Source organism: Streptomyces sp. NPDC018693, assembly GCF_044391385.1.
Lineage (GTDB): Bacteria > Actinomycetota > Actinomycetes > Streptomycetales > Streptomycetaceae > Streptomyces.
The window spans coordinates 474,624-499,743 of record NZ_JBIRZZ010000001.1 but is presented as its reverse complement, the minus strand read 5'-3'; the positions used below and the strand labels follow the sequence as shown (position 1 = coordinate 499,743).

The 25,120-nt window shown below is 68.4% G+C and carries 20 protein-coding genes; 9 read left to right on the top strand and 11 right to left on the bottom strand.

Features of this window, described 5'->3' with window-relative positions; genetic code table 11:
- Positions 1-4: 4 nt before the first annotated feature.
- A complete protein-coding gene (locus ACH5AC_RS02430; RefSeq protein WP_398859696.1) occupies positions 5-280 on the bottom strand; it encodes a helix-turn-helix domain-containing protein in 276 nt (91 codons plus the stop codon).
- Between the two features lie 385 nt (positions 281-665).
- Between ACH5AC_RS02430 and ACH5AC_RS02425 the strand changes: the two genes are divergently transcribed.
- The gene (locus ACH5AC_RS02425; protein WP_398859695.1) at positions 666-1,205 is read left to right on the top strand and encodes a hypothetical protein; all 540 of its coding nucleotides are present in this window, start codon (positions 666-668) and stop codon (positions 1,203-1,205) included.
- A gap of 76 nt (positions 1,206-1,281) precedes the next feature.
- Here ACH5AC_RS02425 and ACH5AC_RS02420 read toward each other — a convergent pair whose 3' ends face one another.
- The 8 genes from ACH5AC_RS02420 to ACH5AC_RS02385 all read right to left on the bottom strand — a co-directional run bounded on the left by ACH5AC_RS02420 (position 1,282) and on the right by ACH5AC_RS02385 (position 12,305).
- Positions 1,282-1,662, bottom strand: a complete 381-nt coding sequence (locus ACH5AC_RS02420) for a VOC family protein (RefSeq protein ID WP_398859694.1) — start codon at positions 1,660-1,662, stop codon at positions 1,282-1,284.
- Between the two features lie 183 nt (positions 1,663-1,845).
- The gene (locus ACH5AC_RS02415) at positions 1,846-2,955 is read right to left on the bottom strand and encodes an ABC transporter ATP-binding protein (RefSeq protein WP_398859693.1); all 1,110 of its coding nucleotides are present in this window, start codon (positions 2,953-2,955) and stop codon (positions 1,846-1,848) included.
- The gene (locus ACH5AC_RS02410; RefSeq protein WP_398859692.1) at positions 2,948-4,003 is read right to left on the bottom strand and encodes an ABC transporter ATP-binding protein; all 1,056 of its coding nucleotides are present in this window, start codon (positions 4,001-4,003) and stop codon (positions 2,948-2,950) included. The genes ACH5AC_RS02415 and ACH5AC_RS02410 overlap by 8 nt, the downstream gene beginning before the upstream one ends.
- 11 nt (positions 4,004-4,014) lie before the next feature.
- Complete coding sequence (locus tag ACH5AC_RS02405; protein WP_398859691.1) at positions 4,015-4,977, bottom strand: ABC transporter permease; 963 nt, start codon at positions 4,975-4,977, stop codon at positions 4,015-4,017.
- Positions 4,970-5,896: an ABC transporter permease gene (locus tag ACH5AC_RS02400; RefSeq protein WP_398859690.1), complete on the bottom strand. Its 927-nt coding sequence runs from the start codon at positions 5,894-5,896 to the stop codon at positions 4,970-4,972. Before ACH5AC_RS02400 ends, ACH5AC_RS02405 begins: the two co-directional genes overlap by 8 nt.
- Positions 5,897-5,989: 93 nt before the next feature.
- Positions 5,990-7,624, bottom strand: a complete 1,635-nt coding sequence (locus ACH5AC_RS02395; RefSeq protein WP_398859689.1) for an ABC transporter substrate-binding protein — start codon at positions 7,622-7,624, stop codon at positions 5,990-5,992.
- 449 nt (positions 7,625-8,073) lie between these two features.
- Positions 8,074-11,424 carry an AfsR/SARP family transcriptional regulator gene (locus tag ACH5AC_RS02390; RefSeq protein ID WP_398859688.1) on the bottom strand — a complete coding sequence of 1,117 codons (3,351 nt, stop codon included), beginning with the start codon at positions 11,422-11,424 and terminating at the stop codon, positions 8,074-8,076.
- Positions 11,425-11,483: 59 nt separating this feature from the next.
- Positions 11,484-12,305 (bottom strand): alpha/beta fold hydrolase, encoded by an 822-nt coding sequence (locus tag ACH5AC_RS02385; protein WP_398859687.1) that lies wholly within the window; start codon positions 12,303-12,305, stop codon positions 11,484-11,486.
- A gap of 102 nt (positions 12,306-12,407) precedes the next feature.
- On the opposite strand from ACH5AC_RS02385, the gene ACH5AC_RS02380 reads away from it, so the two are divergent.
- From ACH5AC_RS02380 to typA, 3 genes are all read left to right on the top strand, one after another.
- Positions 12,408-13,082 (top strand): LuxR C-terminal-related transcriptional regulator, encoded by a 675-nt coding sequence (locus tag ACH5AC_RS02380; RefSeq protein WP_398859685.1) that lies wholly within the window; start codon positions 12,408-12,410, stop codon positions 13,080-13,082.
- A 254-nt stretch (positions 13,083-13,336) separates the two neighbouring features.
- Entirely contained in the window at positions 13,337-13,846 is a 510-nt protein-coding gene (locus ACH5AC_RS02375) for a hypothetical protein (RefSeq protein ID WP_398859684.1), read from the top strand.
- Between the two features lie 221 nt (positions 13,847-14,067).
- On the top strand, positions 14,068-15,975 hold the full coding sequence (gene typA / locus ACH5AC_RS02370; RefSeq protein ID WP_398859682.1) for a translational GTPase TypA: 1,908 nt from the start codon (positions 14,068-14,070) through the stop codon (positions 15,973-15,975).
- Between the two features lie 266 nt (positions 15,976-16,241).
- Here the strand turns inward: typA and ACH5AC_RS02365 are convergent, their stop codons facing one another.
- Both ACH5AC_RS02365 and ACH5AC_RS02360 read right to left on the bottom strand, forming a co-directional pair.
- Positions 16,242-16,931, bottom strand: a complete 690-nt coding sequence (locus tag ACH5AC_RS02365; RefSeq protein ID WP_398859681.1) for a hypothetical protein — start codon at positions 16,929-16,931, stop codon at positions 16,242-16,244.
- 179 nt (positions 16,932-17,110) lie between these two features.
- Positions 17,111-19,183 carry an ABC transporter family substrate-binding protein gene (locus ACH5AC_RS02360; protein WP_398859680.1) on the bottom strand — a complete coding sequence of 691 codons (2,073 nt, stop codon included), beginning with the start codon at positions 19,181-19,183 and terminating at the stop codon, positions 17,111-17,113.
- Positions 19,184-19,515: 332 nt separating this feature from the next.
- Between ACH5AC_RS02360 and ACH5AC_RS02355 the strand changes: the two genes are divergently transcribed.
- The 5 genes from ACH5AC_RS02355 (at position 19,516) to ACH5AC_RS02335 (ending at position 25,047) form a co-directional block, all read left to right on the top strand.
- Positions 19,516-19,809 (top strand): hypothetical protein, encoded by a 294-nt coding sequence (locus ACH5AC_RS02355; protein ID WP_398859679.1) that lies wholly within the window; start codon positions 19,516-19,518, stop codon positions 19,807-19,809.
- A 146-nt stretch (positions 19,810-19,955) separates the two neighbouring features.
- Positions 19,956-20,777: a hypothetical protein gene (locus ACH5AC_RS02350; protein ID WP_398859678.1), complete on the top strand. Its 822-nt coding sequence runs from the start codon at positions 19,956-19,958 to the stop codon at positions 20,775-20,777.
- Positions 20,777-22,705, top strand: a complete 1,929-nt coding sequence (locus ACH5AC_RS02345) for a fumarate reductase/succinate dehydrogenase flavoprotein subunit (RefSeq protein ID WP_398859677.1) — start codon at positions 20,777-20,779, stop codon at positions 22,703-22,705. Before ACH5AC_RS02350 ends, ACH5AC_RS02345 begins: the two co-directional genes overlap by 1 nt.
- Positions 22,702-23,475 carry a succinate dehydrogenase/fumarate reductase iron-sulfur subunit gene (locus tag ACH5AC_RS02340; protein WP_398859675.1) on the top strand — a complete coding sequence of 258 codons (774 nt, stop codon included), beginning with the start codon at positions 22,702-22,704 and terminating at the stop codon, positions 23,473-23,475. The genes ACH5AC_RS02345 and ACH5AC_RS02340 overlap by 4 nt, the downstream gene beginning before the upstream one ends.
- A gap of 126 nt (positions 23,476-23,601) precedes the next feature.
- Positions 23,602-25,047 (top strand): hypothetical protein, encoded by a 1,446-nt coding sequence (locus ACH5AC_RS02335; RefSeq protein WP_398859674.1) that lies wholly within the window; start codon positions 23,602-23,604, stop codon positions 25,045-25,047.
- Positions 25,048-25,120 lie beyond the last annotated feature (73 nt).

Below are 25,120 nucleotides of genomic sequence, written 5' to 3'. Positions count from 1 at the left end.
GGCGTCAGCCGGCCGGCGGCACCGGCGCCCGGAACGCCACCCGGACGTCACCGCGCGGCGACAGCGCGATCAGCAGGCTCGCCGCCATCGCGGCCGCCAGCCGCTCCAGCAGGGGCAGGGTGGGCACCCCTTTCCCGCACTCCAGGCGCGACAGCGCGCCCTGGCTCATACCGGCCTGCGACGCCAGCCGCTGCTGCGTCAGCCCCAGCTCCACACGCCGGGCACGCACCGCCGCGCCGAGAGGCCCGCTCCACGCCTCTCCGTTGTACGGAATTCCCATCGCTTCTCCCCGTTTTCTTGGTCGCGGGAAAGACGCGGAGAGACCACTCACGGTTCCCTTCTTGGGAGAGTCCCGAGCAAGTCCCGAGCAAGTCCGGGGCGTTCACCGAGCCTTATACCGAGGAATGCATATCCCAGCCAGATGTGGCCCGGATCACATGCGGCCAGGCAAATCATGGGGCCATTCGGGCGGACCCGGCAAATCAAAGCGGCGGCTTATCCCCTTTTGCGCGATTGACTCTCCCAGCGCCGACCGAAGCCAACGCCCGCACCGGGCATTGCAGTTGCCAAGCCGCCGACCACGCGGCCAATCTTCCGCTGCGCCTCGGGCGACAGCGAACAGCGACAGCCCAATCGGATTGACCAACCGAAGGAAATGCAACCCGATGAAGAAAATCGTGAGTTCCGCGCTGGTGTCCGCCCTCCTGGCCGGCGGCGTGGTGACCCTCGCCGCCGCGCCCGCCTCCGCGGCCTGCGCGCCGAGCCCGGGGAAGGGCTACCGGATCACGAACAAGTCCACCGTGAGCAAGCCGACCAACCTGCACAGCGAGTGGATGTACGACAACCTGGGCGGCACCCTCACCTACAACGAGGCCAAGACCGCCGAGGTCAACGCCAGCGGCACCGCGGGCATCGAGGCGGAGGCCGGCGCGATCTTCGCCAAGGCGAGCACCTCGTTCAGCGTCACCGTCGGCGGCTCCTGGTCGAAGACCAGCAACTGGACCTACTCGATCCCCGCCAAGAACAAGGCGGGCAAGACCAAGGTCCGTATGACGATGTTCCACGAGTCGAAGAAGTTCAAGGCCACCAAGTACACGTACTACTACGACGGCAACTGCAAGTACCACGAGAAGATCGTGTGGTCGAAGTGGATCACCGCCCCGGTGAAGAAGAACAGCAACGTGTGGGGCCTCGAATGGAAGTAGCCGCACGATGAGACCGGCCCGCCGGGGTGTCCCGGCGGGCCCGTCGCCCCGAGCCCCCCGGCGGCACCGCACCGCCCTACACCGCCACCAACTCCACCTCGAAGCCGTCCGAGTTGACCAGGTAGGCCGCATAGTGCTCCGGCCCACCCGCATACGGATACCGTTCCGCGAACAGCGGCCGCCAGCCGTGCCCGGGCGCGGCCTCGGCCAGCGCGTCCACGTCGGCGCGCGAACCCGCGTGGAACGCGAGGTGGTTGAGCCCTGGCCGCAGCCGGTCGTGGTCGACGCCGGTCATCGCCGGCGACTGCTCGACCACGACGTACGTCTCCCCCGCCCGCCAGCTCCTGCCCCGCTCCCACTCCTGGTGAGGCAGCCAGCCCAGCCGGTCGAACAGCCAGCCCCATTCCCGTACCGCACGGGACAGGTCGGGAACCCACAGCTCGACATGGTGCAACATCGCCTCTCCCTGTGCGCAGGCATGCCCGAAGGGGCGCGGGACTGTATCGATATGCGGCTCCGCCGCGTGGGCGCGACCAGCCACAACGGCGCCGCACAAGACACCCCACAGCCACTGAAAACACCAGTTCCCGGCACCCCTGAAAGCAAGGGGCACCGGGAACAACGGCCAAGCCGCCGCAGGCTACGCGTGCACGACGTCCTTCTCCTCCGCGAAGTGGCAGGCCGACTCATGCGCCGCCGGGCTGTCCGAGCCCTTGAACCGCTCGGGCACCGCCAGCAGCGGGACCTCCTCGGCGCACTTGTCCTGCGCCTTCCAGCAGCGCGTACGGAAGCGGCAGCCGGACGGCGGGTTGGCCGGGGAGGGCACGTCACCGGTGAGGATGATGCGCTCGCGGTTGTCGCGGGCCTCCGGGTCGGGCACCGGGACCGCCGACAGCAGCGCCTGGGTGTAGGGGTGCGTCGGGTGGTCGTAGATCTGCTCGTCGGTGCCGATCTCGGCCATCTTGCCGAGGTACATGACCCCCACCCGGTCCGAGATGTGCCGGACGATCGACAGGTCGTGCGCGATGAAGATGTAGGACAGGTTGAACTCGTCCTGCAGTCGCTCCATCAGGTTGATGACCTGCGCCTGGACGGAGACGTCCAGGGCGGAGACCGGCTCGTCGCAGATGATGATCTCGGGGTTCAGGGCCAGGCCGCGGGCGATGCCGATGCGCTGGCGCTGGCCGCCGGAGAACTGGTGCGGGTAGCGGTTGATGTACTCCGGGTTGAGACCGACGACGTCCAGCAGCTCCTGGACCTTGCGGCGCCGGTCGCCCTTGGGCGCGACCTCCGGGTGGATCTCGTACGGCTCGCCGATGATGTCGCCGACGGTCATCCGCGGGTTGAGCGAGGTGTAGGGGTCCTGGAACACCATCTGGATGTTGCGGCGGACCGCCTTCAGGGCACGCCCGGACAGCTTGGTGATGTCCTGGCCCTTGTAGAAAATCTCACCGGCGGTGGGGGTCTCGAGCATCATCAGCAGCTTGGCCACGGTCGACTTGCCGCAGCCGGACTCCCCGACGATGCCCAGGGTCTCGCCCTGGTAGAGATCGAAGGAGATGCCGTCCACGGCCTTGACAGCGCCGATCTGCCGCTTGAAGAGAATGCCCGTGGTCAGCGGAAAATGTTTGACCAGGTTCCGCACCGTCAGGATGGGCTCACCTCGCCGACCGTCCTCGGAGGGTTCCGCCTGGACGGCTGCCGTGGCGTCGACGTCCACAGCCGCGTCCTGCTTGCTGAGTTCAGCCATGGATCGTCTCCTTCCAGTGGTGGCACGCGCTCGCACGGCCGGGTAGTTCGGTCCCGTCCCGTTCGGTCACCGGCACCAACTGCGGAACATCGGTGCGGCAGACGTCCTGCGCCAGGGAACAGCGCGGGTTGAAGGCACAGCCTCCAGGGATCCGCAGCAGGTTGGGCGGCAGACCCTTGATCGCGTACAGCTCCTGGCCCTTCTGGTCCAGGCGCGGGATCGAGTCCAGCAGACCCTTGGTGTACGGGTGGGCCGGACGCTTGTAGAGCTCGTGCACCGGGGCGTTCTCGACGATCCGGCCCGCGTACATCACCGCGATCTTGTCCGCGACGTCGGCGACGACTCCGAGGTCGTGGGTGATGAGGATCAGTCCCATGTTGTACTCGCGCTGGAGCTCCGCGAGCAGGTCCATCACCTGGGCCTGAACCGTCACGTCGAGGGCCGTGGTGGGTTCGTCGGCGATGATCAGATCCGGCTCCAAGGACAGTGCCATGGCGATCATGATGCGCTGGCGCATGCCCCCGGAGAACTGGTGCGGGTAGTCGTTGACGCGTGCCGCAGCCGCCGGAATCCTCACCCTCTCCATCATTTCGATTGCCTTGGCCTTGGCCTCCTTCTTGGAGACGCCCTCGTGCACGCGGAACATCTCGCCGAGCTGGTACCCCACGCTCAGAACAGGGTTCAGCGCGGAGAGCGCGTCCTGGAAAATCATGGCGATGCGGCGGCCGCGGATCCTCCGACGCTCGTCCTCCTGCATGGCCAGCATGTCCTGTCCGTGGAAGAGAATCTGGCCCTTGGGAATGCGGCCGGGCGGCATGTCGAGAATGCCCATGATCGCCTGCGCGGTCACGGACTTACCGGAGCCCGACTCGCCGAGTACCGCGAGGGTCTCCCCTGCATTGACGGTGTAGTTGACGCCGTTGACCGCCTTGGCGATGCCGTCCCGCGTGTGGAACTCCACATGCAGATCCCGCACTTCCAACAACGGAGCATCCGACTCCTCCGGCATGAGATCGGAGGCGTCCGCCTTCTTGTCGATGAGAGTCACGTACGCCTCCCTCAGCGCAGCTTGGGGTCGAGGGCGTCGCGCACAGCGTCGCCGAGCATGATGAACGCCAGCACTGTCACGCTGACGAAACCGGCCGGAAAGAGCAGGGGGTGCAGGGCCTCACGGATCCGGCCCAATGACTGGTTGATCATGACGCCCCACGAGATCGTCGGCTCCTGAATACCGACGCCCAGGAAGCTCAGCGTGGCCTCAGCCGAGATCGTGACACCCAGTGAGATGGTCGACAGCACGATCAGCGGGGTCAGCGCGTTCGGCAGGACGTGCCGGAACATCAGCCGGGGGGTCGACGCGCCGAGAGACCGGGCAGCGGTGACGTAGTCGGCTTCCTTGCCCTGGATCACCGTGGAGCGCATCACGCGCGCCATGCTCATCCAGCCCAGCAGGGTGAGAGCGGTCAGCACGCCCCAGATACCGCCGATACGCATGCCGTCCTCGTCGCGGAAGCTGTTGAGGATGACGATGGCACCCACGAGGAAGGGGACTCCCATGACGATGTCGATACCGCGGGAGATGATCGAGTCGAGCCACTTCCCGTAGTAGCCGGACACCAGGCCGAGGACCAGGGCGATGAATGCCGATCCCAGGGTGGCCAACACGCCGACGGTGATCGACGTGCGGGTGCCGTAGACGGTCCGCGCGTACACGTCGCAGCCACGGGCGTCGTAACCGAACCAGGCGTCCCCGCTGGGCTCCTGGAGCGACTTGGACAGTTCACACAGCTGCGGATCAGCGCTGGTGAACAGGCTCGGTGCAATCGCCATGACAACGAGCAACAGAATGATGCCGGACGGTATGAGAAACAGCGGACGCCGGATCAGGTCACGAACGGCGTCCTTGAACAGGCTCCTGGGCTTGTCCGGTTCGGCACCGGTGGCCGTGGGGGCACCGACCGCCGTGGAAGCCGTCTGCTCAGCCGGCTCGGCGGTGACAGTGGTCTTCGTTGCGTCACTCATAGCGAATCCTCGGGTCGAGCACGGCGTACAGCAGGTCCACGACGAGGGCCATCACCACATAGACGATGACCAGAAGCGTGACGAAGCCGACCAGGGCAGGGCCGTCCTCGATCTGAATCGCCTTGAACAGGTTGTAGCCCACGCCGGGAATGTTGAAGATCCGCTCGGTGACGATGGCACCGCCCATCAGGGTCCCCAGATCGGCACCCAGGTAAGTGACCACCGGAATGAGCGAGTTGCGCAGCACATGTACGCCGGTGATGCGAAACGGCGGCAGTCCCTTGGCTTTGGCCGTGCGCACATAGTCCATGCGCAGGTTCTCCGCCACGGACGCCCGTGCCAACCGGGCGATGTACGCGAGGGAGACAGACCCGAGCACCAGGCCGGGAAGCAGGTAGCTCTTGAATCCTTCGAGTGTGCCGGCGACCGGGAAGATGCCGGCCTTGACACCAAGAAAGATCTGAGCGGAGACGCCGAGGACGAAGATGGGCACGGCGATGACCGTCAGGGTGGACATCAGGACGAGGGTGTCCAGGAACTTGCCCCGCCGCATACCGGCCACGACACCGGCTGCGATGCCCACGACCATCTCGAAGGCAAAGGCGATACCGGCGACACGGAGGGTCTCCGGCCATGCCTCGGCGATCATCTCGCTGATGGGCCGGCTGCCGCTGAGACTGGTCCCGAAGTCACCCTGCAACAGGTCCGTCAGGTAGTACCAGTAGCGGACCGGAAGGGCATCGTTCAGGTGGTACTGCGCTGTCAGCGCGGTTCTGATGCTTTCTGGAACTGGTCGCTCTCCGTACAGGTTCTGTACCGGATCGCCGCCCATGGCGGTGACAAGAGCGAAGATCAGAAAGGTGGTCCCGATGATGACCGGGATCATCTGGAGCAGCCGTCTTGCGACGTAGCGGCCCATGATTCCTCCTCGCGGGAACGACGGAGGCGGCGCAGGCCGTCTCCGTCGTCAGCTTCCCGTGTTATCTCTGTGTGACCCAGCCGCTGAGTCTGTTCAGGCCTTCTCGACCTTGGCGAGCTCTACCTGGTTGAACAGGTTCATCTCGACGTTCTTGACGTTGGTCGAGTAGCCGAAGACGTTCTTGCCGAAGCGCAGCGGGATCACCGGCATGTCCTTGACGAGAATGTCCTCAGCCGCCTGCCACTTGGCGATGGCCTCTTCCTCGGTCTTCGCCTCGCGGCCCTCCTGGACCAGCTTGTCGAAGTCCTTGTTGCTGTAGCCGTAGTAGTTGGAGGAACCGTTGGTGCTGTACAGCGGGCCGAGGTAGTTCTCCATGGACGGGTAGTCCATGATCCAGCCCATCCGGAACATGCCGGAGAACTTCTTGTTCTCGACCTGGGTCAGCAGCTCGGAGAACTTCGGCACCGGCTGGCCCGCACACTTGATGCCGAGGTTCTTCTTCAGCTGGTCACAGGTGGCGTTGATCCACTGGTCGTGGCCGCCGTCGGCGTTGTAACCAATGTTGATCGTGTTGCCGTCGATGCCGCCGGCCTCGGCCAGCAGCTTCTTGGCCGCCGCGGGGTCGAACTTGCACGCGTCACCGCACGCGCCCTCGCGGTAGCCGCCCACGACCGGCGAGACGAAGGCGTCGGCAACGGCCTGCGAGTCCTGGAAGACGACCTTGATGATCTCTTCGCGGTCGATGGCCATCGAAATGGCCTTACGGATGCGCGGGTCGCTGTACTTCTTGTCGTACGTCGGGAAGGCGACGAACTGGAAGGTGGACGCCTCGGAGCTCTTGAACCGGTCACCCAGCTCGGTCGGGGCCGTGCCCATGACCTCGGTCGGTATCTGGGTCACGACATCCAGGTTGTTGGCCAGAAGGTCGTTGTACGCCGTCTCCTGGCTCTGGTAGATGCGGAACTCGACACTGTCGACCTTGGGCTTGGCACCAAGCTTGTAGTCGGCGTACGCCTTGACCTTGATGGTCTTGTCGTGCTGCCAAGTGCCGTCCATCTGGAACGGGCCCTGGCCGATGGGAGCTTCCTCGTATGCCTTCAGGTCGCCGCTGACGGCCGACTCCGGCATCGGGTAGAACACCGTGTAACCGAGTACCGACTTGAAACCGGAGAACGGCGCGGACAGCGTGACCTGGATGGTCTTGTCATCGACTGCCTTGAGCCCGGAGAGTTCCTTCGCCTTCGGCTCAGGGGCCTTCTTCGGGCCCTCCTCGCCATCGGGGTCCACGGGGTTCATGTCCTCGTAGCCCTCAATGGTCCCGAAGAAGTAGTTGCCGTCGGCCGCGTTGGGTCCGTAGGCCCCCCAGTTCCACGCCGCGACGTAGTCCTTGGCGGTAACGGGCTTGCCGTCGTGCCAGGTGGCGTCCTTAAGCTTGATCGTCCAAACCTTGTTGTCCGGGCTCTCGATGGACTCTGCGGCGGCCAGCACAGGCTGGTTGTCGGCGTCGAACTCGACGAGCGGCGTGAAAAGACCCGACAGCACCTGCGAACCGGACGACTCGGTGGCGGCCTGGGGCACCAGCCGCTTGGGCTCGGCGATGTCCAGGCTGAATCCGCCTCCCTTGCCCGTGTCCTTCTTGTCGTCTCCACTGCCACTGCTGCAGGCGCTGACGCCCAAGGCGACGACGATGGCACCCGCGACCCACTTGGCGCTCTTGGCACCGCGCATGGGTTTCCTCCTCATGAGTCCAGTTGTTCACTGCATGACGGAGTACTGGACACACCACCGACACCAACGACGGAGAGAAAGTCCCGTACCCCCACGCTCGCGAGCCGCCGCCGCCCCCTGCGACGCGCAACCCCTTCCCCGAGCTCTACGCGCCTAACTATCTGCCATGGACGGTGACCGAACCACACCCCCAAGGTCTCGGTTCGATCACACCTGGCGCGTACTTCTTCCAAAATCCGGACAAACAGTTTGCCGAAAGATCCCTGCGAAACGGACTTGTTACACAACTTCCGGTACCCGGTGTCCGCATTTCGGACGCCGGGCAGAAAAACCAGTTGCGGATGAAGCCGTCGAGTGCCTGCCGCCCAGGCACGGCACGACGAAGCGGGCAGAAGTCCCCACACGACCAGCAGACTAGTGCGGACCAGGCAGAATCGAAGGCCCCTGGGTCAGGATGAAGGGTTTTCCCTGTGTCGTCTCTCTGTCCATGATCCGTTCGCCCCTGACAGCAGCGCACGAGTCTCGGACGCGCGGGCAGCGCCCGTCTCCTCATAGGTGGCCAATGCCTCCTGCCAGGCTCGCAGAGACGCCTCCGGCTCCCCCAAGGCCCGCCGCGCGTGCCCGAGGACGCGAAGGGCGTCGGCCCTGCCCATAGGCTGATCGCTGGCAGAGCAGAACGCGAGCGCCTGCTCCGCCAGCCGGGCGGCGCCCGCCGGCCGCTCCTCCGCGAGTTCGGCCTCCGCCAGGAGGATCAATGCCTGGGCATGGAAGAGGACATACCCTCCGGCCTCCGCTATCGCCTTCGCGTTCTCCGCACAGGCGCGGGCCTCGGCGAGCCTGCCCAGACGCAGGTTGCTGCCGGCCAGACCGTTCAGTGCGCGCAGTTCCTGAGTGCGCGCTCCGCAGCGGCGCGCCAGTGCCAGTGCCTCCTCGAAACGCTGCACCGCACTGCCGTGGTTGCCGACGCTGTGCGAGAGCAGGGCCCGCGCGGTGTGCAGGTCGGACTCGGCACGCGTGTCGCTCGTCTTCAACGCGGACGCCCGCTCGATGTACTCCAGGGCCCCGGCCCGGTCCCCGGACTGGAGCGAGGCGACGGTCAGCCAGAACAGGGTGTAAGCGAGATCGATGTGGCTGCTCCGGTCCTGCTGCATCTCGGCCGCCTCCGTCAGTGCCGCGACCGCATCGAGGGCCCGCCCCCGCTCATGCAGCACCACTCCCAGGTTGCGTCGGGTGATGGCTGCAAGAGTCGGTACGCCGGGACTCAGGTCAGCGCACAAGGCCAGAGTCTCGATGAGGCGTGCCTGCGCGTCGGCCAGCCGTCCCATCTCGCACAAAATGGCACCGACGTTGCCCAGGGTGATGGCCTCCCCGACCCGGAAGCCCGCCCGGCGTGCGGTGTTCACACTCCGCTCGCCATAGACGAGGGCGTCCTGCAAACAACCCGTATACCAGGAGGTCAGCGCCAGACTGTTGAGTGTCGCGGCCTGGCCCTGGGTCGCACCCGTCCGGTGATAGAGATCCAGGGCTCTCAGATCGTGCCTCTTGCTGTCCTCGTAGTCACTCTGGTTCAAGTGGGCACTCGACAGGCTTCGGTGGGCCGCTGCCTGGCCGGTCAGGCTGCCGTCGGCCTCCGCCGCAGCGAGGCCCGCGGACGCCACCTCGATCCAGTCGCTGGCATGTGCGCGCTGCATCATGTAGGGACGTATGGCGTCGGCGAGCGTCCAGGCGATCCCCAAGGAGCCGTGTTCCGCGGCGTGTCGCACCACGGCGACGATGTTCGCCCGCTCGCCGTCCAGCCACTCCAGGGCCGCACCGGCGTCGGCGAAGGCAAGTCCGGCGTCCGACTTCTCGACCGGCAGGCGCAGTGCCTCGGGGAGATACACGCCAACGGCGGCGTCGACCGATGCCAAATACCACTGGTGCAGCCGTACCAGGGCAGCCGTGCGCTCGGCCTCGCTGTCATGCAGATACGCACACTCCCGGGCATAAGCTCGCAATAGGTCATGAAACGTGTAGCGACCCGGGGCGCTGTCGTCCAGAAGATAGGTGCGCGTCAGCTGCTGAAGCAGATCGGCCGCTTCCGTTGCAGACGTGGCTGCGAGCGCCGCCGCCGCAGGCAAGGGGATGTCGGCTCCAGGTATCAGGCCGAGCAGACGGAACATACGAGCGGCCGCGGCCCCCAGAGCTGTGTACGACGCGTCCAGCACCGCCCGGACGGCGCTCTGCTCGTCTCCCTCCATCCGTAGCGCGGCCAGTCGGTCACCGCCGAGGCGGGCCACCTGGTCAGCGAGGGTCCGGTTCGGGTGGAGGACCAGGTCCGCCGCCATGACACCGACGGCGAGCGGCAGACAGGCGCAGGCGGACGTGAGGGCCGTCACAGCTTCGGGTTCGGCTCGTACCCTCGCGGTGCCGACCACCTTGGCCAGGAACTGCTCCGCTTCCGCGGGCTCCAGCACGTCCAGTGCTACGGGTACGGCGCCGTCCCGGGCGACAAGTCCGCCGAGGGCGTCACGGCTGGTCACCAGGACCAGACAGCCGCTACTGCCGGGAAGGAGCGGCCGGACCTGCGCGGCGGAGCGGGCGTTGTCGAGAACCACAAGTAATTGCCTGTCCGCGCACAGGGACCGGTACAGGGCGGCAGCGCTTTCCTCCTCGGCGGGAACGCGCTGGGCCTGAACCCCGAACGCGCGGAGGAACTCGCTCAGGACGTCGATGGGCCGGGCCGGCCGACCGCTGTCGTAGCCATGCAGGTTGGCGTACAGCTGTCCGTCAGGGAAGTGGTCGCGGCGTGCGTGCCCCCAGTGGACGGCGAGTGCCGTCTTGCCCACACCCGCCTGCCCGGTGACAAGGCCGATCGCGACCGCCCCCGATGAAACGTCTCGACGGTTCGGAAGCACCATGTCCAGGCGCCGCACAGCCCCTTCACGTCCGGTGAAGGCCGGGCTCGACGGGGGCAGTTGGGCGGGCAGGACCCACCCGGCGCCCTCCATGGGTGAGCGGCCCCCCGACACGTCCTCCCGGTCCTCGAAGCAGCCTCCCGGCTCCAGCAGAGACGCGTCGTCCGCCAGGATCCGCCGATGCGTGGCCGCGAGTTCGGCACCGGGCTCCAAGCCGATGTCCCGGATCAGCCGGTGCCGCGCCTGCTGATAGGCCGCCAGTGCGTCATAGCGGCGACCGGATCGGTAGAGGGCGACCAAGAGTCGCACATACAAACGCTCGCGCAGCGGATGGCCGGCGATCTGGGAAAAGAGGTCGGCTACGACTTCCGCGTGACGCCCGAGCCTCAGCTCCGCGTCGACCCACTGCTCGAAAACGAACATACGGGCGTCGTTGAGCCGGGGTGCCTCGACGTGGACAAGGTGTTCCGCGCGGCTGTCGGCCAGCGCATCGCCCCGCCACAGCGCCAGTGCCGCTCGCAGCCGAGCCGAGGCGGCGGCGACCTCTCCGCGTTGCCTGGCCTCTGCAGCGCGGTGGGTGAGCCGCTCGAACTCCGTGAGGTCGAGTGAGGCGTTGTCCAGCCGGAGCATGTAGCCGCCGGAGCGAGTGGCGATCGCCACCTGATCCCCGCTCACGGTGTGCATGCCTTGACGCAGCCGCTTGACGTAGTTCTGCAGGGTGGTGCGGGCCGTCGCGGGCGGTTTGTTCCCCCACAGGCCGTCGATCAGCTCATCCACAAAAACCGTTCGGTCTGCCCTGAGCAGCAGCAGGGCCAGCAGGTCTCGTTCCTTGGGGGCCGTGATCGGCAGGAGCTCCCCAGCCCAGCGCGCGTCCAGCGGTCCCAGAATCCGGTACTCAAACACCCGTGCGTCCCTCCGCCCCCGCAGCCCTCATCGTATGCGCGGCAGAGCGCGGACCGGTACTAACGGGCGAGGAACGGGCCTAGTACCGAGGCGAGTTCGGTGGGCGCGTCCAGTGCGATGAGGTGAGCAGCGGTAGCGAACTCGACCAGAGTGGCGTTGGGGATCTCCGTGGCGTACCGGCGGCCGATGTCCTGGAAGTCGGCGACGTCGAGCCTGCCGATCCCCACCAGCGTGGGGACTGAGATGAGGGCGATGTCACCGGCGGCGCCGCCCTGCGAGTGCTTGTCCACGATGCCTTGGTTAACCAGCGACGTCCGGAGCGGGCCGCGGAGTTGGTCGGCCGTTCCCGCGGCAACGTCGTCCCACCTGCGAGCAGGCCCGCGCAACCACATGTCCAGGTTCACACGGATGGCGGCCTCCAGGTCGCCCGCGGCCAGGGCCGCCGTTTCGGCTTCGTCGTACGCGACCATTTCCGCAGACCAGTGGTATCCCGGCCACGGCGGGGCGAGCAGCGTCAGGGAGTGCACCCGGCCCGGGTGGGTGAGCGTGAAGTCCACGGCCACGCGGCCTCCCCAGGAGGCGCCCACAAGCTGTACACGTTCGTGGCCCAGGTGGTCCAGGAGGCGGCGCAGGTCGTCGGTCTCGCTGAACGGCCCGGTCGGGGGTGCGGACTCGCCGAAGCCACGCAAGTCGTACCGGATGACTGTGTGCCGTTCAGCGAGGGCGGGGACGACCGCGTCCCACATGCGGTGGTCAGCGACACCGGCGTGCACGAGCACGACGGGCGGTCCGTCGCCGGCGACGGTGTAGGAGAGGTGGCCAAGATCGTCGACGAGTACGAGCATCCGCAGATGCTCGCAGGACGGCAGTGCCCGTGCCACCCAATAAGGAAGGGTCCCGCTCCCGCTTCGTGGCCACCACGCTAGCCATCCGCTAGCGCACGACTCACATGCTGCCGACGCAGAACACATGGAGGTGTATTCATGGTCAAGTACCCGAATGACCGCGGTGCGCTCCGGGTCGTCCTCGTGCAGCAGGATCCGCTGCTGCGGCGGGACATCCGCTCGGCGTTGACCGATGGCGCCATCGAGGTCGTCGCGGAGACCGGAGCGCTCGAACGGGCGATCCCTCTGGTCACCGCGTCGTTCCCGGACGTTGTCGTCATGGACATGGACTGGCCTGGCGTCGCCGCGCTCGACATGTGCAAGTCCCTCGTGGGCGAGATCGGAGTGGGGGGAATCCTGGCGACGACCCGGCGCTGCGAGGACGCCACGCTACTGCGCTCGGCGCTTGCGGCGGGAGTCCGCGGGTATGTGGCGAAGTCCACGGACACGACGGAGGTCGTCGGCGCGGTGAAAGCGATCGCCGACGGATCCATGGTCGTGGGCCATGCGGCAGCACAGCTCATGGCCGGACTGTTGCGGGCCACGGATCGGCCCGCCGGGCCGGGCCTGCGGTCGGCGTTGACGCGGCGGGAACTGGAGGTCCTCGAACTCGTCGCGAGAGGGTACGACAACCGGCGCATCGCGCGTTGCCTGACGCTGGCCGACAAGACCGTGCGCAACCACGTCTCCGCCATCCTCGGCAAGATCGGGGCGAGCAGCCGGACCCAGGCTGTGGTGCGCGCGCGGGAAGCGGGATTCGGGCTGGCCTACTGACTCGGCTTCCGGACGCTCACTCACCGAGTCCCACGGCTCTCGCCCGGCACCAGGACAAAGTCGGGACATCCGCCCCGTGCGCCCGGGACGGGCGGCCGGAGATCCTCTTCATGCCCGTCCGGGGACGACTGCGGGAACCCCGCCGGTCACGTACCGCGAGACAGGCAGTCCCACGCGCACGCCCTCTCGACCCGACCAGTCGACGAACAGGGCGGTCAGCGTGCCCAGTACCACATAAACGGAGGGAAGACAGAATGCAGAAGATGCGCGCGGCAGGAGTGGCGCTGGCCACCGCCTTGGCCGTTTCCGGCGGTGCCCTGACAGTGTCGGCAGCGCCCGCCTCGGCGGCCGAGCGGTGCAACCCCCAGGTGAGTCGTAGCTACGCGCAGACCCAGTCCAGCTGGTGGTTCATCGCGGCCAGCGGAACGGTGCGCAACACCACGGCCCAGCAGGTCCACGAAGCGGTGTCCTACACGCAGAGCGGGACCCGCTCGACCTCCGTGTCGGGCGAGATCAGCGCGTCGGCCAGCATCGTGGTCGCCGAGATCAACTCCAAGACGTCGTTCAGCGTCGACAAGAGCGTCACGTTCACCGCCGGGCGGACGACGACCATCGTGGTGGGTCCGCGCTCCACGGTGCGCTACAAGATCGGTGTCAAGAAGCGGACGTTCCTGGTGACGGAGAAGCGCACGTACTCCAACTGCAAGGTGGTCACCTCGTACGGCACGGTCACTGCGGCTGACCGCACAACCGAGACCAGCTAGTCCCAGGGCGCCGTGGGTGTCCCCGAGCCCACGGCGCCCCGCCCCGACGTTGGCGAGGAATCCGGCCATATGCCTCAGCCGGTGTCGCAACGGCCCTCCAGAAGTCAGTTCCCGGAGAGCCACGTACCATGGGGTGAGGCCGTGGCGTGTCAAGCCCGGCAGGCCCGCGTCACACGGACGTACGCGCAGGCCATCCTTACACTCCGGGAGAACGCCTCACTATGGCCACGCGCCACGACATCCGTAACGTCGCCATCGTCGCCCACGTCGACCACGGCAAGACCACCATCGTCGACGGCATGCTGAAGCAGGCCGGTGCCTTCGCCGCCCACCAGCTCGACTCCGTCGACGACCGCATGATGGACTCGAACGACCTGGAGCGTGAGAAGGGCATCACGATCCTCGCCAAGAACACGGCGGTGAAGTACCACCCCAAGGACGGCGGGGACCCCATCACCATCAACATCATCGACACCCCCGGCCACGCCGACTTCGGCGGCGAGGTCGAGCGTGGTCTGTCGATGGTCGACGGTGTCGTCCTGCTCGTCGACGCGTCCGAGGGCCCGCTGCCGCAGACCCGTTTCGTGCTGCGCAAGGCGCTCCAGCAGCGGCTGCCGATCATCCTGTGCATCAACAAGACGGACCGGCCGGACTCCCGGATCGACGAGGTCGTCAACGAGACCTACGACCTGTTCCTGGACCTGGACGCCGACGAGGACCAGATCGAGTTCCCGATCGTCTACGCCTGCGGCCGTGACGGCGTCGCCTCGCTGACCAAGCCGGAGGACGGCACGGTCCCGGCGGACTCCGACAGCCTGGAGCCGTTCTTCTCCACCATCCTGGACACCATCCCGGCCCCGTCCTACGACGAGGACGCCCCGCTCCAGGCCCACGTCACCAACCTGGACGCCGACAACTTCCTCGGCCGTATCGCGCTGCTGCGCGTGCACCAGGGTGAGCTGAAGAAGGGCCAGACGGTCGCCTGGATGAAGCGGGACGGCTCGGTCTCCAACGTCCGCATCTCCGAGCTGATGATGACCGAGGCGCTCACCCGCAAGCCGGCCGAGAAGGCGGGCCCGGGTGACATCTGCGCGGTCGCCGGCATCCCCGACATCATGATCGGCGAGACGCTGGCCGACACCGAGAACCCGGTCGCGCTGCCGCTGATCACGGTGGACGAGCCGGCGATCTCCATGACCATCGGCACCAACACCTCCCCGCTGGTCGGCCGCGGCGGCACCGGCAAGGGCGCCGACAACAAGGCGGCCGTGAAGGACCGCAAGGTCACCGCCCGCCAGGTCAAGGACCGCCTGGACCGCGAGCTGATCGGTAACGTCAGCCTCCGCGTCCTGGAGACCGACCGCCCCGACGCCTGGGAGGTCCAGGGCCGCGGTGAGCTGGCCCTCGCCATCCTCGTCGAGACCATGCGCCGGGAAGGGTACGAGCTGACGGTCGGCAAGCCGCAGGTCGTCACCAAGGACGTCGACGGCAAGGTCTACGAGCCGGTCGAGCGCATGACGATCGACGTGCCCGAGGAGCACATGGGCGCCGTCACCCAGCTCATGGGTGTGCGCAAGGGCCGGATGGACAACATGTCGAACCACGGCTCCGGCTGGGTCCGTATGGAGTTCGTGGTGCCGTCGCGCGGTCTCATCGGCTTCCGTACCGAGTTCCTGACCCAGACCCGCGGCACCGGTATCGCCCACTCCATCCACGAGGGCCACGAGCCCTGGTTCGGCACGCTCCAGACGCGCAACAACGGTTCGCTGGTCGCCGACCGCTCCGGCGCCGTCACCGCGTTCGCCATGACGAACCTTCAGGAGCGCGGTGTGCTCTTCGTGGAGCCGGGCACCGAGGTGTACGAGGGCATGATCGTCGGTGAGAACTCCCGCTCCGACGACATGGACGTGAACATCACCAAGGAGAAGAAGCTCACCAACATGCGGTCCTCGACGGCCGACGTGGCCGAGTCGATCGTGCCGCCGCGCAAGCTGTCGCTGGAGCAGTCCCTGGAGTTCTGCCGCGACGACGAGTGCGTCGAGGTGACCCCGGAGGCCGTGCGCATCCGCAAGGTGAACCTGGACGCCCGTGAGCGCGCCCGGGCGGCCAGCCGCGCCAAGCACGGCTGACGTCGGCACGCGGCCCGGGGCGAGGGTGCTCTCTCCGGGCCGCTGTCATCCGGGGGCGCTGGTACAGCGAGATGGAGCCGACCAGCGCCCGGATGCAGGAGTCGGCAGCACGGAACGCAGGGGAGCGCGTTGCCGTCCTGAGCGAGGTCCTTCTCCGGTGCGCGCCCGTATGACGCGGCCCTGCTGGGCTGACCATGCCACGGTCTCATCGTCTGGTACGGAGACGCCGGGACGGGCGCCCGCACAGAGCAGGCGCCCCGTGTTCCCTAGGCCGCGCCCTTCGTGGCCGGGTCGCCCTCTACGCAGGAGTGCCGGGCCGCCTGTCGGGCAAGACGGTCGTCCCCGGTGACCTGGCCCTCAATGGTCTGGTGGCAGTCGAGGATGCCGTCGAGTTCCGACCTCCAACTCCACGCATGCCCTGTGGCGGTCTTGCCACCGGGGCATGCGTAGCTGAAGTCACCCTCCACTTCCCGCACCGCGGCGTAGCGCACGAAGGCTCCGGCGCCGTACATCTCGGAGGTGGTGTTGCCCAGGCCCGAGTCCTTGGCATTCAGATCGGTGAAAGCGTACGAGTCGACGTCCTCCGCCAAGGTGCGCGCGTCGGTGTCGATCTCACCGATCTCCTTGCCCAGCGAGAAGAGGACCTCCGCCGCGGAGACGGATGGCCCGGTGGCACTCTCCACCGACCGGCGCGGAACGTACACCCGCGTCAGCTTGCTCTGCAGCATTCCACCGGCATCGTCCAGCTGCTCCTGCTGGGAGACGATGGTCAGCTTGTCCGTCTCCTTGACGCCGGTCCACACGAAGGTGCCGTTCGCGCATCCCTTCACCTCGGGCTCAGCGCTGCCGCTGTCGCCGGTCTTGTCGTCACCGCCACTCGTGCAGGCCGTCAGCCCAGCCACCAGCGCCGCCGTGGCCAGACCCGCCGCCCAATTCCGCCATGCCGTGGCGCGCATTTGCCGACTCCCTTCCCCCGCTTTGTTCCCCCAGCGCACGCAATGCCTTGCGCCCGCAGCTTGATCAATGGTCGATCTCATCGTGCGGATGCCGGGACATGCGCGGCAAGCGTGTTGAGCAAACCTTGAGTCATGGGGCCATCAGCCCGGAACGCCTGTTTCTCGTCGGGCCGGGAACCTCAGCCCCCGGAGGACGGGCTCGCCGACGGCTTCGCGGTCTTCTTCAGGAACCCCATGTCCTCGTAGACCGGCGTCTGGAAGCCGAAGGCGCCCGCGTTGACGAGGTTCTTGCGGGCGGCCGTCAGCTGGGGACGCTGATAGAGGGGAATCGACCCGGCCGCGGCCCAGATCCGGGCGTCGGCCTTGCGGAGCAACCCCCGCTCCTCGTCCTCGTCCAGCGTGGAGATCGCCCGGTCGAAGAGCTGGTCGACCTGGTCGGTGCCGACGCGGGTGTAGTTCTGCTCGACGTTGAGCGAGCCGTCCGCGGCCGGTACCGGCTTGGCGTAGATCGGCCGGGCGTCGGTGGCCGGGAAGGCGGAGGCCGGCCAGGAGTACAGGGCGAGGTCGTACTGGCCGTTGGCGATGTGGTCCTTGAAGTAGCTGGCGTCGGAGACCTTGGTGATCTCGGTACGGATGCCGACCTTCTCCAGCATCTTCACGATCCGGTCGGCCACGGTGCGCAGGCTCTGCGAGCCCTCGCCGGAGGGCACCACGAAGCGCAGGGAGAGCGCCTTGCCGTCCTTGGCGAGTGCGCCGCCCGCGGCACCGGCGGGCGCCGCGGTGCCCTTGGGGGCGTAGGCGCCGGGCGCGCCGCCCTGCTGCGGCTGGGGGCCGACGAACTGCTTGCCGTCCTGAGCGAGGTCCTTCTCTGCCTTCTCTGCCTTCTCTGCCTTCTCCGACTTCTCCGACTTCTCTGCCTTCTCCCCCTTGTTCTCCTCCCCGACGATGTACGTCCCGTCGTCCCCGCCCTCCGACTTCTCGTCGGTGTCCTTCCCGGCCTTCTTGCCCTCGCCCCCGGCCGCCTCGTTCTCCTTGACCGGGCCGCCCACGACCCACCCGGCGTCCGCGAGCAGCGCCCGTGCCTCGGCGGTGTCCTGGCCGCCGAGCGCCCCGCTGCTGTCGGCGTAGGCGTCCTGCCCGGACAGGGCGAGGTGGCTGCCCACCGGTACGGCCGGCAGGCCGAGCGGCTTGAGGACCAGCTGGGCCAGCTCCTTGCGGTCCAGCGCCCGTGCCACGGCGCGCCGCACCCGCTCGTCGGCGAGCGGACCGTCGGCGCCGTTCAGCGCGAGCTGGGTGTACGCCGGCTCCAGCGACCGGCGGACCTCGATCTCCCGCAGCCCGCTTTCCGAACCGGCCTGTGCCCCGGCCGCCCCCTTCGCCGCGCCCTCGATCCGGTCGGCGGCGGCCGCGTCCACCTCCGCGAGGTCGACCTTCCCGTCGGCCAGCGCGGTGACCCGCTCGTCCCTCGGCACGGCCGTCAGCACGATCTCGGAGAGCTTGGCCGACTGCCCCCACCAGCGCGTGTTGCGGACGAGGGTGACCTGCTCGCCCTTGCGGTCGACCTCCTGCACGGTGAACGGCCCCGCGGTCACGTTCAGCTTGCGGCGCGCCCCGTCGTTGAACGCGTCGGGCGTGCCCATGACGTCCTTCGGGTACAGCGGCGAGAACAGCGACTGCCAGTCGGAGTAGGGGCGGGCGAAGGTGACCCGGACCTCCAGGTCGCTCTTCCCGCGCTCGATCTTCTCGACGCGGTCGTAGCCGGCGTTGCGGGCGGTCCAGTAGGCGCTGTCCTTGCCCGACAGGGCGCGCCACTGGGCGGCGAAGTCGGCGGCGCCGATCTCCCGGCCGTCGCTCCACACGGCCTGCTGGTTGAGCCGGTAGAGGACGACCTGTTTGGGTTCGGTCTCGACGACCTTGGCGGACTCCAGGTAGTCGGGATTGCGCTCGGGACGGCCGCCTTCGTCGAGGCGGAACATCGACGGCAGGACGGCCTGCGCGACCCGGGTGGTGGTGGCGTCGGCGTCGGCCTGGAAGGCGTTGAAGGTCTCCGGTACGGAGTCCACGGCCCAGCGCAGGGTGCCCCCGTCGGCGATCTTCGCGCGGGCGGCCGGGGCGATGTCCTGGGCGGCCAGTGGCTTGCCGGCCTCGTCCGCGGAGCCGCAGGCGGCCAGGGTGGGCACCGCGAGCACGCCCGCGGTGAGGAAGGCGACCGAGCGCTTCACCGCGCGCGGGCCGACGCCGTCGTAGGACATCTCTGGGTACCTCCGGGGAGCCGCAGGAGTTACGATCACCTTTAGACCACTTTGTGATCACTTTGGGCGATATTTGAGTGATCACATGTAAGTGATCAGATCTATTCGGATGTACGCAGCCACTGAAGAGGAAAGGGTTCGGCAACCCCCGGAAAGACGGCGGCGACGCGCCGCAAGGCCACCCGTACGGCGCAACGCGTCAAGGGCGCACCCGCACACATCGGCCAATCGGTGCACACGCCTTCCCCCCGGCCGGTGTGACGCGCGACACTCGCAGGCGCACGAACGCCCCCGTCCAGGGCCGCCGCGCCCGCGGAAATGAGGTGCACACCATGTCCGTGCAAGACGAACTGGCATCGGTCCAGCGCTGCCTCGACGACCTGCAGCGGTCGGTGGGCCGACTGGAGAAGCAGGTCGGCAGCGGCGGGCTCGACATGCGCCGGGTCCGTACCGACGCCGACCATCTGCGCGAAAGCGTGGCACTCCTGCGGGAGGCATCCGCGAGTACCACCGCGCAGCAGCGCAAGCCCGAGCTCGTCACCATCCCCGACACGCCGTACGACGACTCTCTGTGGATCGACACGGACGACGAGGGTCTCGGCGCCCGGCACCGCCACGCCCCCTGAGAAACCCTGAGAGCGCTGAGGGCCCGAAGCCCCCTCAGACCCCGAAGCCCCCTCAGACCCCGGAGCCCCCTCAGACCCCGGAGCCCCCTCAGACCCCGGAGCCCCCTCAGACCCCCTGAGACCCCGCACCCGACCGGAGTCATGCATTGGCCACTGGTACGGAACCTCAACCGAACAGCGGCGGCGTACGCACCGCTACGCGCGCCGCGATCGCCGCCCCGCACCTGCGGACCGACCGCTGGTGGCTGGCCCCGGCCGCCACCGCGGCCGGTCTGCTGGCTTTCGTCGTCTACTCGACGTGGCGGGCCTTCACAGGCGCCGACTACTACGCGGCGCCGTACGTCTCGCCGTTCTACTCGCCCTGCCTCGCGGAGAGCTGCGAGCCCATGCGCGCCGGGCCGAACTGGGAGCTCTTCGGGAGCTGGTGGGGCCTGTCCCCCGCGATCCTCATCCTGATCTTCCCGCTCGGCTTCCGCCTGACCTGCTACTACTACCGCAAGGCGTACTACCGCGGCTTCTGGGCGTCCCCGCCCGCCTGCGCGGTGGCCGAGCCGCACAAGAAGTACACCGGCGAGACCCGCTTCCCGCTGATCCTGCAGAACATCCACCGCTACTTCTTCTACGCCGCGCTCCCGGTCGCCGGAATCCTGACGTACGACACCGTGCTGGCCTTCCGCGACGAGCACTACGACTGGGGCCACATGGGTCTCGGCACCGTCGTCTTCGTCGTCAACATCGTGCTGATCTGGGCGTACACGCTCTCCTGCCACTCCTGCCGGCACATCGTCGGCGGCAAGCTCAAGCACTTCTCCAAGCATCCCGTGCGGTACCGCGTGTGGCAGTGGGTGGGACGGCTCAACGCCCGTCACATGTCCCTCGCCTGGGCGTCGCTGCTGAGCGTGGCGCTCGCCGACTTCTACGTCTATCTCGTCTCGTCCGGTGTCTTCGATGATCCGAGGTTCTTCTGATGGCAGCGGTGGAACGACAGCAGTGGGACGTCGTGGTCGTCGGCGCGGGCGGCGCGGGGCTGCGGGCCGCCATCGAGGCACGTGAGCGGGGCGCCCGTACGGCCGTGATCTGCAAATCGCTGTTCGGCAAGGCGCACACCGTGATGGCCGAGGGCGGCATCGCGGCGGCCATGGCCAACGCCAACGAGAACGACAACTGGCAGGTCCACTTCCGCGACACCATGCGCGGCGGCAAGTTCCTCAACCAGTGGCGGATGGCCGAGCTGCACGCCCGTGAGGCCCCGGACCGGGTGTGGGAGCTGGAGACCTGGGGCGCGCTGTTCGACCGTACGAAGGACGGCCGGATCTCGCAGCGCAACTTCGGCGGCCACGAGTACCCGCGCCTCGCCCACGTCGGCGACCGTACGGGCCTGGAGCTGATCCGCACGCTCCAGCAGAAGGTGGTCTCCCTCCAGCAGGAGGACCACCGGGAGACCGGCGACTACGAGGCCCGCCTGAAGGTCTTCCAGGAGTGCACGGTCACCCGGATCCTGAAAGACGGCTCACGGGTCTCCGGCGTCTTCGCCTACGACCGCGAGACCGGCCGTTTCTTCGTCCTGGAAGCCCCCGCCGTGGTGATCGCGACCGGCGGCATCGGCAAGTCCTTCAAGGTCACGTCGAACTCCTGGGAGTACACCGGCGACGGCCACGCGCTGGCGCTGCTCGCGGGCGCTCCCCTGCTGAACATGGAGTTCGTGCAGTTCCACCCGACGGGCATGGTCTGGCCGCCGTCGGTGAAGGGCATCCTCGTCACCGAGTCGGTGCGCGGCGACGGCGGGGTGCTCAGGAACTCCGACGGCAAGCGGTTCATGTTCGACTACGTCCCGGACGTCTTCAAGGACAAGTACGCCCAGTCCGAGGAGGAGGGCGACCGCTGGTACGACGACCCGGACAACAACCGGCGACCGCCCGAGCTGCTGCCCCGCGACGAGGTGGCCCGGGCGATCAACGCCGAGGTGAAGGCGGGCCGCGGCTCCCCGCACGGCGGCGTGTTCCTGGACGTCTCCACCCGTATGCCCGCCGACGTCATCAAGCGCCGGCTGCCCTCCATGTACCACCAGTTCAAGGAGCTGGCCGATGTCGACATCACGGCCGAGGCGATGGAGGTCGGGCCCACCTGCCACTACGTGATGGGCGGCATCGCGGTCGACTCCGACACGGCGGCGGCCCGCGGGGTGCCCGGCCTGTACGCGGCCGGCGAGGTGGCCGGCGGTATGCACGGCTCCAACCGGCTCGGCGGGAACTCACTCTCCGACCTGCTGGTGTTCGGCCGCCGGGCCGGGCAGCACGCGGCGGAGCACGCGCTGGGCTCGGCCCGTCCCGAGGTGAGCGACACGGAGATCGACGCGGCGGCCGCGGAGGCGCTGCGCCCCTTCTCGGCGGAGGCCGGTGAGTCGCCCGGCGGCACCCCCGAGAACCCGTACACCCTCCACCAGGAGCTCCAGCAGGCCATGAACGACCTGGTGGGCATCATCCGCCGCGAGGCGGAGATGGCGCAGGCCCTGGAGAAACTGGCCGAGCTGCGGGTACGGGCCCGGCGGGCCGGCGTCGAGGGGCACCGCCAGTTCAACCCCGGCTGGCATCTCGCCCTGGACCTGCGGAACATGCTGCTGGTCAGCGAGTGCGTGGCGCGGGCCGCGCTGGAGCGCACCGAGTCGCGCGGCGGGCACACCCGGGAGGACCACCCGGCGATGGACCGCAAGTGGCGCAACGTCAACCTGCTGTGCGCCCTGACGGACCCCACGGGCGGCCCGGCCGCCACGGACCCGCAGCGCGGCCAGATCACCCTGACCCGCGAGACCACCGAACCCATCCGCCCGGACCTGCTCGCCCTGTTCGACAAGGAGGAGCTGGTCAAGTACCTCGCCGAAGAGGAGCTGTACCAATGAGCGGCTACGCGGCCCGGTTCCGGGTCTGGCGCGGGGACGCGGACGGTGGTGGCCTTGAGGACTTCGAGGTCGAGGTCAACGAGGGCGAGGTGGTCCTGGACATCATCCACCGCCTCCAGGCGACCCAGGCCCCCGATCTCGCCGTCCGCTGGAACTGCAAGGCGGGCAAGTGCGGTTCCTGCTCGGCGGAGATCAACGGGCGGCCCCGGCTGATGTGCATGACCCGTATGTCGGTGTTCGACCGCGACGAGACGATCACGGTGACCCCGCTGCGGGCCTTCCCCGTCGTACGGGATCTCGTCACGGACGTCGGCTTCAACTACGACAAGGCCCGGCAGGTCCCGTCCTTCGTGCCGCCGGCCGGGCTCGGCCCCGGCGAGTACCGCATGATGCAGGAGGACGTGGACCGCTCGCAGGAGTTCCGCAAGTGCATCGAGTGCTTCCTGTGCCAGGACACCTGCCATGTCGTGCGCGACCACGAGGAGAACAAGCCGGCGTTCGCGGGCCCGCGCTTCCTCATGCGCGTCGCGGAACTGGACATGCACCCCCTGGACGCGGCGGCGGAAGCGGGCCTGGACCGCAAGACCACCGCCCAGGACGAGCACGGCCTCGGCTACTGCAACATCACCAAGTGCTGCACGGAGGTCTGCCCCGAGGGCATCAAGATCACCGACAACGCGCTGATCCCCTTGAAGGAGCGGGCCGTCGACCGCAAGTACGACCCGCTGGTGTGGCTGGGCTCGAAGATCAGGAGGCGGACGTCGTCGTAGTTCCCGGCATGTCGTAGTTCCCCGCAGGTCGTAGTATCCCGCAGTCGTAGTTCCCCGCAGTCGTAGTTCCCCGCATCGGACGCGGCCCGGTCGCGTGGCCGCGGGTGCGGCCATACGCTCCCAAATGTGACGTCGTCCCTGTTCCGCGGCCGGCCGCGGCGTGCCCGCTCGCACATATCCGTGCGGGTGGCGCATGCCGTGCTGGGGGGTACGGCCGGGGTCGTGTGGCTGGTGCTCCCGGGGATGACGACGGGCACGGACGCGACGGTTGCGGCCCCCCGGCCGTCGGCGTCGGCGTCGGCGTCGGCGGTGCGGTCGAGTACGGCGGCCGCGTCCGCCCAGGACGAGTACTCGGACACCGATCTGATCCTCCCGGTGGCGCTGCTGGGCGCGGCGGGCGCGCTGGCCGCCTACGGCTACGTCCGACGGGTCCGCCGCGCCCGCACCCGGACGACCCCGGCCGCCGGCCCTGCCTCCCGCCCGGTCGCCGCACCGGACGAACTGACCGACCTGGACGAGCAGTCGAGCGCGGCCCTGGTCGAGACGGACAACCGCAGACACACCGCCCGTGCCGAGCTGGCCTTCGCGGAGGCGGCGTTCGGCCCCGACGCCGTCGAGCCCCTGACCCGGGCGGTGGAGGCGGCGGAGGCGGAGCTGGCGGCCGCGTTCCGCATACGGCAGCGGTACGACGAGGGCGTCCCGGAGGAGACGGCATCCCGCAGGCACGCGCTCGCCGGGGTGCTGGGCCGGTGCCAGGAGGCCCGGAGCCGCCTGGACGCCGAGGCGGCGGCGCTGCGGGAGCTGCGGGGCCCGGACCCGGCCGAAGCCCTGCCGGTCGCGGAGGCCCGCTTCCGTGAGCTCGCCGCCCGTGTACCGGCCGCCGAGGCCATCCTGGTCGACCTGCGCGCCCGGTACGGGCCGACCGCGAGCGCGACGGCGATCGGGTACGTCGAACAGGCGAAGGACCGCCTGGTGTTGGCGACGACGCGCCTCAACCAGTCCCGCCAGGCGGCCGATTCGGGACAACCCGAGGACTCGTCCCGTCACCTGCGTGCCGCCGAGGACGCGATCGCCCAGGCCGGTGTGTTCGTCGAGGGCGTCGCCCGGCTGGCCGGCCACCTGGACGAGGCCGCACGCCTGGTCCCGGCCGCGCTCACAGGCGCGGAGACCGAACTGGCGGGACTCCGTACGCCGCTGGTCCGCGAGGGCGAGACCTACTCCCAGCTGCTGCACGCGGACGCGGTACTGGCCTCCGTACGCCTCGCGTTGACCGCGCGGCGGCCGTACGACCCGACAGACCTCCTGCGCCGGGTCGTACGGGCGACCGCCCCGCTCGCGACCGGCCGCACCGGGGTGCTCCGGGCCGCCGCCGTCCTCATCGCCCGGAGCAGCACGGCGGCCGCACGCGAGTTCGTCCTCACCCACCGGGGCACGGTGGCAGCGACGGCCCGTACCCGCCTGACCGAGGCGGAACGACTCGTCGCGACCGACAGCGTCCGGTCCGATGAACTCGCCCTGTCGGCCCGCGAGTTGGCCGAGCAGGACGTGCGGCTCCATGGAGCGGAGCTGTAGCGGTTCAGTGACACTCCCGCACTCCTGTTAACACCCGTTTGTATGATGATGTGTTGTTGACTGACGTCATTCC